This is a genomic window from Streptomyces sp. NPDC048659 (assembly GCF_040650575.1).
GTDB lineage: Bacteria > Actinomycetota > Actinomycetes > Streptomycetales > Streptomycetaceae > Streptomyces.
The window spans coordinates 1-11540 of the sequence record NZ_JBEZHM010000110.1; the positions used below are offsets into that span (position 1 = coordinate 1).

At 76.9% G+C, this 11540-nt stretch carries 7 protein-coding genes and 1 pseudogene; 3 read left to right on the plus strand and 5 right to left on the minus strand.

Translation table 11 applies throughout. The annotated features are described in order from the left end of the window. Positions 1-224: 224 nt before the first annotated feature. Positions 225-3755: pseudogene (locus tag AB0C99_RS38720) on the plus strand (trypsin-like peptidase domain-containing protein); the annotation flags it as partial. 162 nt (positions 3756-3917) lie between these two features. Then, positions 3918-4871: a bifunctional riboflavin kinase/FAD synthetase gene (locus AB0C99_RS38725; RefSeq protein WP_362485081.1), complete on the plus strand. Its 954-nt coding sequence runs from the start codon at positions 3918-3920 to the stop codon at positions 4869-4871. A gap of 12 nt (positions 4872-4883) precedes the next feature. On the opposite strand, the gene AB0C99_RS38730 is transcribed toward AB0C99_RS38725, so the two are convergent. After that, the gene (locus AB0C99_RS38730; RefSeq protein WP_362485073.1) at positions 4884-6104 is read right to left on the minus strand and encodes a cytochrome P450; all 1221 of its coding nucleotides are present in this window, start codon (positions 6102-6104) and stop codon (positions 4884-4886) included. A 190-nt stretch (positions 6105-6294) separates the two neighbouring features. Here AB0C99_RS38730 and AB0C99_RS38735 point away from each other — a divergent pair, with 190 nt between their 5' ends. Continuing rightward, positions 6295-7428 carry a type III polyketide synthase gene (locus AB0C99_RS38735; RefSeq protein ID WP_362485075.1) on the plus strand — a complete coding sequence of 378 codons (1134 nt, stop codon included), beginning with the start codon at positions 6295-6297 and terminating at the stop codon, positions 7426-7428. Between the two features lie 2 nt (positions 7429-7430). Here the strand turns inward: AB0C99_RS38735 and AB0C99_RS38740 are convergent, their stop codons facing one another. From AB0C99_RS38740 to AB0C99_RS38755, 4 genes are read right to left on the minus strand one after another with little or no spacing between them, the layout of a single operon-like run. Next, on the minus strand, positions 7431-8477 hold the full coding sequence (locus tag AB0C99_RS38740; protein WP_362485083.1) for an ABC transporter ATP-binding protein: 1047 nt from the start codon (positions 8475-8477) through the stop codon (positions 7431-7433). Positions 8478-8488: 11 nt separating this feature from the next. Next, positions 8489-9454: an ABC transporter ATP-binding protein gene (locus AB0C99_RS38745; RefSeq protein WP_362485077.1), complete on the minus strand. Its 966-nt coding sequence runs from the start codon at positions 9452-9454 to the stop codon at positions 8489-8491. Continuing rightward, entirely contained in the window at positions 9451-10434 is a 984-nt protein-coding gene (locus AB0C99_RS38750; RefSeq protein ID WP_362485079.1) for an ABC transporter permease, read from the minus strand. Before AB0C99_RS38750 ends, AB0C99_RS38745 begins: the two co-directional genes overlap by 4 nt. Beyond that, complete coding sequence (locus AB0C99_RS38755) at positions 10431-11399, minus strand: ABC transporter permease (RefSeq protein ID WP_362485085.1); 969 nt, start codon at positions 11397-11399, stop codon at positions 10431-10433. The genes AB0C99_RS38750 and AB0C99_RS38755 overlap by 4 nt, the downstream gene beginning before the upstream one ends. Positions 11400-11540 lie beyond the last annotated feature (141 nt).

Consider the following 11540-nt stretch of genomic DNA (forward strand, 5'->3'; position numbering starts at 1 on the left):
CCCAGTGCACCTCCCAGGCCGTCCAGACCAGGGCGGCCGACCCGCACAGCGCCCCGGCGGCTCGACCCGCGCGTGACCGCCCCACGGGCGTACATCCCGCCTCTTCACCCGCTTCACTCATTTCACCCGTTCAGTCAGGCGCTCGAAGCGAAGCGGGGGCGTGCGAGGGGGCGCGTTCGCTCCTGAACTTTTCCCCGTGATCACCGCCGACCTACCGTCGGAGGATGGGGAGCGGGGACCTGGCGGAGCTGGTGCGGATCGAGGATCCGGCCGGCCGGCCGTGCGGCACCGGTTTCCTCGCCGACCACCAGGGCACCGTGCTCACCGGCCACGAAGTGGTCCGGGGCCGCGCCGCCCTCCTGCTCCGCACCCCCGACGGGCGCAGCCGCCGGGTCGGCCCCGCCGATCTCACCCTGCTGCCCGACAGCGGGCTCGCGCTCGTCCGCGCCGAGGGGCTGACCGCCCGCCCGCTGCCGCTCGCCGCCCGCCAGGGCATCGAGCCCGGGACGTACGTACGGATCGCCGCGCACGGCTGGCGCGAGGCCCGGGTGCTCGGCGCCACGGCGGGGCCCGCCCTGGAGCTCGCCATCGGCACCGAGGGCGCCGAGGCCCTGCACGAGGGCGGACCGGCCGCCGGCGGGCCCGTCCTCGACCCCGCGACCGGCGCCGTCCTCGGCGTCCTCGGCACCGCCCTGCACGGCGACCGGCGCGCGGCCGGGCACGCCCTGCCGGTGCCGCCCACCGGACCGCTCGCCGCGCTGCTGCTGCGCAACGCCGCCACCGTCCCCGCCTACGGCCGCGACCTCAACCTGGCCGGGGTCCTGGAGCTGACCGCCACCACCACCGGCACCCGCGAGGAGCCGCCCGCCGGGCGGGTCCGGGACGACGGCGAGGCCCTCGTGCTGGCCGTCGTCGGCGCCCCCGGCACCGGCCGCACCACCGCCCTCGCCGCCCTCGCCGCGCAGCGCGCCCGGGGCCCGGCCCCCGCGCCCACGGTGTGGCTGCGCGGCGCGGACCTGCGCGCCGACGACCGGTCCGTCGCCGACGCCGTCGGGCGGGCCCTGTACCGCGCGGGACGGGTCGCCGCCGCCTCCGGCACCCCCGGCGACCCCGCCGGGGCGACCCCCGAGCAGGCCGCCGCGCTCGCCCGCGCCGCCCACCGCCCCCTCCTGCTCCTGCTCGACGGCCCCGAGGAGATGCCGCCGCTGCTCGCCCACCGCCTCGGGCCCTGGACCACCGCGACCGAGCAGTGGCTCGCCGCGCACGGCGCCCGGCTGGTGACCGCCTGCCGCCCGGAGCACTGGGAGCAGGCCGGGCCGCTGTACGTCACCGGGCCGAGGACCGTCGTCCTCGGCGACCTCGGCGAGGCCGCCGCCCGCGAGGCCCGGCGGCTGCACGCCGTCCCCGACGACGCGATCGACCCGGAGGACGCCCGGCACCCGCTGGCGCTGCGGCTGCTCGGCGAGGTCCTGGCCGCCACCCGCGGCGAGGCGGGCGGGCGGCCGGGCCGGGACGAGGTGTTCGCCGCGCACCTGGCCCTGATGTGCCTGCGGGTCGCGGTGCGGATCGCCGCCGGCACCCGCCCCGTGGTGCGGGGCACGGCCGTGCGCCGACTCGCCGCGCGGGTCAGCGGCCGGGTCCACGAGGCGGCCCGCCGCTGCCTCGGTCCCGGGCAGGGCGAGCTGGACCGGGAGTCCTTCGAGGAGCTGTTCCCCTGGCCCGACGGCTGGGCCTCCGCCGTCCTCACCGAGGCCCTGCTGGTCCCCGCGGGCGCCGGCTACCGCTTCGCCCACGAGGAGCTCGCCGACTGGCTCCAGGGCGCCCACCTGGACGTCGACCGCGCCCTGGACGTCCTGGTCCACCACCCGCCCCCACCCGGCGCCCTCCCGGTCCCCCGCCACCGCATCGGCCCCGTCCTCCAGGCCCTCCACCACCTCCACCACGACCAGGGCCCGGACGCCCTGTCCGCCCGGCTGACGGCCTTGTGCGACGCGCTGGCGGGCTTCGCCGACGGGGCGGGGGGAGGGGCGGCGCCGCCAGCCGCTCCGGGCACGCCTTCGGCGCCCGGGGCGCCCGGGGCGGCTGCGGTTGCGGGGGAGCCCAGCGCCGAGCGCGCCGCCGGTGTCCCGGCGGGTTCCGGTGCCCCGGTGCCCGGGACGGCCGGGGGTTTCGGCGCGCCCGCAGTTCCGGGGGCCGCCCGCGCTGACCGCGCCACCGGCCGTCCGGCGGCCTCCGGCGCCCCGGTGCCCGGGTGGGCCGGGGATCTCGGCGCGCCCGCAGCTCCCGGGGCCGAGGGTGCCGCCCGTGCCGACGGCGCCGCCGGGCGCCCTGCGGCCTCCGGTGTCCCGGCGGGTTCCGGTGCCCCGGTGCCCGGGACGGCCGGGGGTTTCGGCGCGCCCGCAGTTCCGGGGGCCGACCGCGCCGACCGCGCCACCGGCCGCCCGGCGGCCTCCGGCGCCCCGGTGCCCGGGTGGGCCGGGGGTTTCGGCGCGCCCGCAGTTCCGGGGGCCGACCGCCCCGACCGCACCACCCCCCGCCCAGCGGCCTCCGGCATCCCGGCGCCCCGCCGCGCCCCGGAGGCCGCAGGCCGCGGCACCGGGGCGGGCACGCCCCCCGCCGCCCCCGAAGGCGTCTGGTGGGCCTCGCGGCTGCTCGGCGGGGTGCTCGGAGGGGTGCGGGATCCTCGGCCGTTGCTGGGCGTGCTGCGGCGGCTTGCCGGGCAGATCGGGGCGCGGCCCGGGGGTGCCGGGGCCTTTCCCGGGTTCGGGGCCGGGTTCTGGGTGGGGCTGCGGCTGGCCGAGGGGGAGCGGGTCGATCTGTTGCGGCGGCTGGTGCCCGCCGATCCCGCGCCCGGGCCCGGGACCCCGCCGCGTTTCCTCGACGCGGTCGCCGGGCTGCTCGCCGCCGACCCCCGGGGCGTACAGCCGCTGCTCTGCCGCTGGTTCGGGGACGAGCGGCCGCTGGCCGCCGCGCCCGGCGCCACCGTCGGCACCGCCGCGCAGGCCGTGCTGCACACCCACCGGCGGCTCGCCGTCGACGACCTGTGCGAGGCCCTGGTCGCCACCGCCCACCCGCTCGCCGAAGGGCTGCTCGGCGCGCTCGCCGAGGACGAGCCCACGGCGCTGTGCCGGGCCGTCGACCGCTGGGCCCACGACGACGGGCGGCCCGAGCGGCGCACGGCCGCCGCCGCGTACGGACGGCTCGTCGCCCCGCACGCCACGGGCGAGGCCGACCGGGCCACCCTGCGCTTCGCCGCCCTCGCCCTGCTCGCCCGGCCCGCCGACCGCGCCCTGCACGGGCCCGCGCTCGGGCTGCTCGTCCGCGACCCGGAGTCCCGCGCCCGGCACCTGCCGCGCGCCCTCACCGAGCCCGGCGTGCCCCTCGACGCGCTCGGCGCCGCCCTCCCCACGCACCCCGAAGCCGTCCTCGGCGCGCTGCGCGCCCGGCTGCACGGCGCCGAGCCCGCCGCCGTGCTGCGGCTGCTCGCCCGCGTCCCCACGCCCCGCCTCGCCCGCCGCGCCGCCGACCTCGTCGCCGAGTACGCCGAGCGGCACCCGGAGGGCGCCGGACTGGTCGCCGGCTTCGTCGACACCCGCCTCGAAGAGGGGCCCGTCGCCCGCTGCGTCCTGCACCCGCTGGTGCTCCGGCTGCTGGCCGGACCGCAGCCCGCCGTCCGCGCCGCCCTCGTCCCCGTCCTCGCCGCCCCCGGCACCGGCGCCTCCCGCTTCCTGCGCGCCGAACTCCTCGACGCGCTGCGCGCGGACCCGCGCGCCCGGCCCCCGGCCGTAACGAAGGTCACCCCGCCCGGGCCGATGCCGATGCCGATGCCGACGCGGCCTGCCGCGCATGGCAGTCTTAGACCTGCGCCAACAGGCGTACACGCGGACATGGGTACAGGCGGACGAGGAGCGGTCACAGTGCAGCGCTGGCGTGGCTTGGAGGACATCCCCCAGGACTGGGGGCGCAGCGTCGTCACCATCGGCTCCTACGACGGGGTGCACCGCGGGCACCAGCTGATCATCGGGCGGGCCGTGGAGCGCGCCCGCGAGCTCGGCGTCCCCTCGGTGGTCGTCACCTTCGACCCGCACCCCTCCGAGGTGGTGCGCCCCGGCAGCCACCCGCCGCTGCTCGCCCCGCACCACCGGCGCGCCGAGCTGATGGCGGAGCTGGGCGTGGACGCGCTGCTGATCCTGCCGTTCACCGCCGAGTTCTCGCAGCTGTCCCCGGCCGACTTCATCGTGAAGGTCCTCGTCGACAAGCTGCACGCGCAGCGGGTCATCGAGGGCCCCAACTTCCGCTTCGGCCACCGCGCCGCGGGCAACGTGACGGTCCTGGCCGAGCTGGGCGCCACGTACGACTACGACGTCGAGGTCATCGACCTGCGGGTGACGGGCGCGGCGGGCGGCGGTGAGCCGTTCTCCTCGACGCTCACCCGGCGGCTGGTCGCCGAGGGCGACATGGCGGGCGCCGCCGAGATCCTGGGCCGCCCGCACCGCGTGGAGGGCATCGTCGTGCGCGGCGCCCAGCGCGGCCGGGAGCTGGGCTTCCCGACGGCCAACGTCGAGACCCTGCCGCACACCGCGATCCCCGCCGACGGCGTCTACGCGGGCTGGCTGACGGCCGACGGCGAGCGGATGCCCGCCGCCATCTCGGTCGGCACCAACCTCCAGTTCGACGCCACCGAGCGGACCGTCGAGGCGTACGCGATCGACCGTGAGGGCCTCGACCTGTACGGCCTGCACGTGGCCGTCGACTTCCTGGCGTACGTCCGCGGGATGCTCCGCTTCGACACCCTGGACGACCTGCTCGCGGCGATGGCCGACGACGTCAAGCGCAGCCGCGAGCTCACCGCCGCCTACGACCGGGGCTGAGCCGGCCGCCCGTCACCAGCGGACGAGCAGCTCGCGCGGCCCCCGGATCAGGCCCTGGGACTGGAACGGGGTGTCCTCGGGCCGGCCCGCGAGCCGCAGCCGCGGATAGCGGGCCAGCAGCGTCCCGAGCATCACCTCGGACTCCATCCGGGTCAGCATCGCGCCCATGCAGTGGTGCGGCCCGTGCCCGAAGGAGACGTGCCCGGTCCCGGTGCGGTCGAAGTCGACCGTGTCCGGGTCCGGGAAGGCCGCCGGGTCGCGGTTGGCGGCCAGATAGGACGCGTACACCGCCTCGCCCGCGCGGATCAGCACCCCGCCGACCGCCACGTCGGCCAGCGCGATCCGGGGCAGCCCCACCCCGTTGCGGTGCGGGATCCAGCGCAGCAGCTCGTCCACCGCCTGCGGCAGCAGCTCCGGCTCGGCCCGCAGCCGGTCCGCGAGCTCCGGCCGGGTCAGCAGCAGCCACACCATGTTGGCGCTGTTGTTCCGCACCGCGTGGGCGCCGCTGATCAGGATCGCCATCGCCAGCGACACCGCCTCGTCGGCGTCGATCCGGCCCTCGGCGAGCGACTCGGCGAGCGCCCCGCCCAGATCGTCGGCCGGCTCCGCCCGGCGCCGCTCCAGGTGCCGGACGACATAGGCGTGGATCCGGGCCTTCGCGGCCCGGCTCTCCTCCGGCCCCGGGCCCGAGGACAGGATCAGGTCGGGCCAGCAGGCCAGCTCCGCCCGGTCCTCCTCGGGGAAGCCCAGCAGATCGCAGACGACGGCCATCGGCAGCGGGCCGTGCAGGTGCCGCATCAGGTCGGCCGGGGAGCCCGCCGCCTCCATCGCGTCGAGCAGCCGGTCCGCGGTCGCCTGGGCGAGCGGGCGCAGCCGTTTGGTGGACTGCCCGGTGAACGCTTTCGTCACGGCCTTCCGCAGCCCGGTGTGGTACGGGGGGTCGGCGTAGTTCAGCGCCGCCTTGGACGCGACCATGTGCCCGGTCATCCCGGTCACCGGGCGCTCCAGGAGCGCCGTCCGGCCGAACCGGGGGTCCGAGGTCACCGCGCGCACGTCCGCGTACCGGGTGACCAGCCATGCCTCGTGCTCGGCGCCGAACGGCAGCCGGATCCGGGCGACCGGCTCCTCGGCGAGCAGTTCGGTCAGCAGCGGGTCGAAGTCGAGCGCGGGCAGGTCGGCGACCGGCCAGACGCGCACGGGCCGGGGGCCGGCCGTGGGGGATTCGGTGCTCATGAGGGGCCTGTTCCCGGGCCCGGTCCGCCGCGACACGCCGGAGGCCGACAGCCCCCTGAACGGAGGACGCGCGCCCGCCCCGGGCGGTGACGCTCCGCAGCCGGTTCGCCGCCCGCGCGGTTGCGGGCTCGCCGCGCCGGAGCGAGTGTGGGCCGCAGTTCACGGCGGACGAGACGAAGGAGTGCCTGTCGTGGTGACTCTGTGCAAGCCGGCGGTGGCCGTACCCGAGTACGTGATCACGATGGAGGAGACGCTCGACCTCGCCCGCGCACGCCATGCCGACCACCCCCAACTGCCGCTCGCCCTGCGGCTGATCGGGAACACCGGGGTCACCCGTCGGCACATCGTGCAGCCGATCGAGCAGACCCTGGAGCACCCCGGCTTCGAGGAGCGCAACGCGCTGTACGAGGCGGAGGCGAAGGCCCGCGTCCCGGCCGTGGTCAGGGAGGCGCTGGCCAGCGCGGGACTGGGCCCTGGGGACATCGACATGATCGTCTACGTGTCCTGCACGGGCTTCATGATGCCCTCGCTCACCGCCTGGCTGATCAACACCATGGGCTTCCCCAGCCACACCCGGCAGCTCCCCATCGCCCAGCTCGGCTGCGCCGCCGGAGGCGCCGCCGTCAACCGGGCGCACGACTTCTGCACCGCGTACCCGGACGCCAACGTCCTCATCGTGTCCTGCGAGTTCTGCTCGCTCTGCTACCAGCCCACCGACCTGGGCGTCGGCTCGCTGCTCTCCAACGGCCTGTTCGGCGACGCCGTCGCCGCCGCCGTGGTGCGCGGGCGCGGCGGCACCGGCATCGTCCTGGAGCGCAACGACGCCCACCTGGTGCCCGACACCGAGGACTGGATCGCCTACAGCGTGCGTGCCACCGGCTTCCACTTCCTCCTCGACAAGCGGGTCCCGGGCACCATGGAGCCGCTCGCCCCGGCGCTGCGGAAGCTCGCCGGAGCGCACGACTGGGACGCGGGGGAGCTGGACTTCTACATCATCCACGCGGGCGGCCCGCGGATTCTCGACGACCTCAGCCACTATCTCGAAGTGCCGCCGGAAGCCTTCCGGTTCAGCCGGTCCACGCTCACCGAGTACGGCAACATCGCCAGCGCCGTGGTGCTGGACGCGGTCCGCCGCCTCTTCGACGAGGGCGGGCTCGCGGAGGGCGCCCGCGGCATCCTGGCCGGCTTCGGCCCCGGCATCACCGCCGAGATGTGCCTGGGCCGCTGGACCAACGGGGCGGCCGAGCCGGAGCCCGACCTCTCCGCCCGCCGGATCGTCGGCTACGCGCCCCGGCACCCGGAGCCGGCCCGCAGCAGGGCCTGAGCTCAGCCCGCCGCCGGCTCCCGCTCCGCCCAGTGGCAGGCCGCCGCCCGACCGCCGCCGCCCGGCAGGACCGCCGGGTCCTCCGTACGGCAGCGGTCGGCCAGGCCGGCGGGCAGCCCCGCGGCCAGGATCTGGCAGCGGGCGTGGAAGCGGCAGCCGGACGGGACGCGCGCCGGGTCCGGGGGCTCGCCGGTCAGCACCACCGGCTCGCCCCCGGACTCCGGCAGCACCGAGAGCAGCGCCCGGGTGTACGGGTGCCGGGGGTCGGTCAGCACGGACTCCACCGGGCCCGTCTCCACGATCCGGCCCAGGTACATCACCGCCACCCGGTCCGCGATGTTCCAGGCCAGCCCCAGGTCGTGGGTGACGACCAGCGCCGACAGGCCCAGCTCGTCGCGCAGCCGCAGCAGCAGCGCCAGGATCTCGCCGCGCACCGAGGCGTCCAGCGAGGCCACCGGCTCGTCCGCCACGATCAGCTCGGGCTCCAGGACCAGCGCGCCCGCGATGACCACGCGCTGCCGCTGCCCGCCCGACAGCTCGTGCGGATAGCGCAGCAGGAAGCGCTCCGGCGGGCGCAGCCCCGCCCGCGCCAGCGCCGCGTGGACCGCGGCCCGCTCGTCGCCCCGGTGGCCGTGGATCCGCAGCCCCTCCGCCACCGCGTCGTACACCGTGTGCCGCGGGTTCAGCGAGCCGCTCGGGTCCTGGAGGACGAGCTGGGCGCGCCTGCGGTACGCCTTGAGGGCCTTGCCCGTGTACGCGAGCGGCGCCCCCGCGAACGCCACCTCGCCGCCGCTGGGCCGGACCAGGCCGAGCAGCGAGCGGGCCAGCGTGGTCTTGCCGCAGCCGGACTCGCCGACCAGGGCCACGATCTCGCCCGCGCCGATGTCCAGGTCCACCCCGTCCACGGCCCGCGCGGCGGGGCCGCCGCGCCGTCCGGGGAAGGCCACCCGCAGCCCGCGCGCCGACAGCAGCGGCTCCGGCGTCGGCTCCGGTGCCGGAGCCGGCTCGGGTGCCGGGTCCGGCTCCGGCGACGGCACCGACGGTGACAGCGGTGTCGTGCTCATGCTGTGCTCCCCACGTGTACGCAGGCCGCCCGGCGCCCCGCGCCCGCGTCCCGCAGCTCCTGGTCCCGCTCCGCGCAGTGCTCCAGCGCCACCGGGCAGCGCGGATGGAAGGAGCAGCCGGACGGCAGCGCCGCCGGGTCCGGCGGATCGCCCGGCAGGCCGCGCGGGGCCCGTCGGGAGGCCGGGTCGCCGATCCGGGGGAACGCCCCGGACAGCGCCCGCCCGTAGGGGTGCGCGGCGGCCTCGTACACCGCCTTCGCCGGCCCCTCCTCGACCACCCGCCCCGCGTACATCACCGCGAGCCGGTCGCAGGTGTCGGCGAGCACGGCGAGGTCGTGGCTGATCATCAGCAGCCCGATGTCCTGCTCCGCGACCAGCCGCTCGATCAGCCGCAGGATCTGCGCCTGGATCATCACGTCGAGCGCGGTCGTCGGCTCGTCCGCCACGATCAGCCGCGGCTCGCAGGCCAGCGCCATCGCGATCATCACCCGCTGCCGCTGCCCGCCGGACAGCTCGTGCGGATAGGCCGCCGCCCGCGCGGCCGGCAGCCCCACGTGTTCGAGGAGCTCCCCGGCGCGGGCGCGGGCCGCCGCCGGGGTGGCCCGGCCGTGCACGAGCAGCGGCTCCGCGATCTGGTCGCCGATCCGGCGGACCGCGTTCAGCGAGTGCATGGCGCCCTGGAAGACGATCGACGCCCCCGCCCAGCGCACCGCGCGCAGCCGCCCCCACTTCATGGTGAGGACGTCCTCCCCGTCCAGCAGGATCTCCCCGGTCGTCCGGGCCGTGGCGGGCAGCAGCCGCAGCAGCGCCAGCGCCATCGTGGACTTGCCGCAGCCGGACTCGCCGGCCAGCCCCAGCTTGCTGCCCGCCGCCAGGCTCAGGTCCACCCCGCGCACGGCGGGCACGGCCGCCGCCCCCGAGCCGTACGTCACGTGCAGGTCCCGCACCTCCAGGAGGCTCATCGCCCCACCCCCAGCTTCGGGTTGAGCACGGACTCCACGGCCCGCCCGCACAGCGTGAAGGCGAGCGCGACCAGCGCGATCGCGATGCCGGGCGGGGCCAGGTACCACCAGTGACCGGAGGAGACGGCGCCCGCCTCGCGCGCGTCCTGGAGCATCCCGCCCCAGGAGACGACGGTCGGGTCGCCGAGCCCGAGGAAGGCCAGCGTCGCCTCGGTGAGGATGGCCGTGGAGATCCCGAGCGTGGTCTGCGCGAGGACCAGCGGCATCACGTTCGGCAGCACGTGCCGGGCCATGACGTGCCGGTGCCCGCCGCCGAGCGCGGTCGCCCGCTCGATGTACGGGCGGGACTCCACGGCGATGGTCTGCGCCCGCACCAGCCGCGCGGTGGTCGGCCAGCTGGTCACGCCGATCGCCAGGATCACCGTCCACATCGAGCGGGACATCACGGTCGCCAGCACGATCGCGAGGACCAGCGTCGGCATCACCAGGAACCAGTCGGTGATCCGCATGACGACGGTGGAGAACCAGCCGCCGTAGTGCCCGGCGACGATCCCCACCAGGGTGCCGATGGCGACGGACAGCGTCGCCGCGAGCAGCCCGACCAGCAGCGAGATCCGCGCGCCCCACAGCAGCAGGCCGAGCAGCGAGCGCCCGAACTGGTCGGTGCCCAGCGGGAATTCCGCGCTCGGCGGCTCCAGGGCGGTGCCCGGCGCGTTGGTCACCGACTGCACGTCGGCGCCGACCGTCCAGGGGGCGGTGAGCGCGATCAGCCCGATCAGGGCCAGGCCCAGCAGGCCGTACAGCCCGGCCCGGTGGCCTCGGTAGGAGCGCCAGAAGCGGGCGACGGTGCCGCGCCTGCGCGCCCAGGCCAGCGAGGAGGCCGACGGAGAGGCTGACGGAGAGGCCGCCGGGGAGGCCGACGGAGAGGCCGGCTGAGGGTTCGGCGAGGAAGCCGGCGGAGAGCTCGGCGAGGAGGTCATCGGCCCACCCGGGGGTCGAGCAGCGGATAGAGGAGGTCGGCGAGCAGGTTCATCACGATCATCGCGCCCGCGAAGACCACGAACAGCCCCTGCACCAGCGGCAGATCGGGCACGCTGAGGCCCTGGTAGAACAGCCCGCCGAGGCCCGGCCAGGAGAAGACCGTCTCCACCAGGATCGAACCGGCCACCACGTGCCCGAGGTTGATGAAGACCATCGTCACGGTCGGCAGCAGCGCGTTCGGCACGGCGTGCCGGCGCCGGACCAGATCGTCGCGCAGCCCCTTCGCGCGGGCGGTGGTCAGGTAGTCGCCGCCCATCTCGTCGAGCAGCGAGGAGCGCATCACCAGCAGCGTCTGCGCGTACCCGACGGCGACCAGGGTCAGCACCGGCAGCACCATGTGGTGCGCCACGTCCAGCGCGTACGCGAAGCCGGTCTCGCCGGTGCCGGACTCCATGCCGCCGGTCGGGAAGAGCCCCGGCACCGGGCCCACGCCCACCGAGAGCACGATGATCAGCAGCAGCCCGAGCCAGAACGAGGGCACCGACCACAGGGTCAGCGCCACCCCGGTGTTCAGCCGGTCGCCCAGGCTGCCGTGCCGCCAGGCGGACCGGGTGCCCAGCCAGAGCCCGAGCGCCGAGTAGAGCACCACGGCGGTCCCGGTGAGCAGCAGCGTCGCGGGCAGCTTCTGCGCGATCAGCTCGCCGACCGGGGCGCGGAACTGGAAGGAGGTGCCGAGGTCGCCGCTCAGCGCCTTGGCGCAGTAGTCCCCGAACTGCTGCCACAGCGGCAGGTCGAGGCCGAACTGGTGCCGCAGCGTGGCCAGTTGCTCGGCCGAGGTGGGCAGCCCGTGGGTCATCGCCTTGACCGGGTCGCCGGGGATGATCCGGAACAGGAAGAAGCTCGTCACGAGCACGGCGAGGAGGGAGACGGCCGCGCCGGCCACCTTCCCCGCCGCGTGGCGCAGATACGCGCGCGCCGAGGCCGACCGTGGTGCGCCGCCCTCCGCGGCCCGGACCGGCTCGGTCCGGGCCGCGGCGCGGCGAGCCGTACGCGGGTGTCGACGCGGGCCCCCGGCTGCGCGCCGAGACCGAGCGCCTGGAGGCGT

Excerpts from the sequence above, each read along its gene's own strand:
- AB0C99_RS38730 (WP_362485073.1), bottom strand. The coding sequence starts at position 6,104 with ATGAGCACCGAATCCCCCACGGCCGGCCCCCGGCCCGTGCGCGTCTGG.
- AB0C99_RS38745 (WP_362485077.1), bottom strand. The coding sequence starts at position 9,454 with ATGAGCCTCCTGGAGGTGCGGGACCTGCACGTGACGTACGGCTCGGGG.
- AB0C99_RS38750 (WP_362485079.1), bottom strand. The coding sequence starts at position 10,434 with ATGACCTCCTCGCCGAGCTCTCCGCCGGCTTCCTCGCCGAACCCTCAG.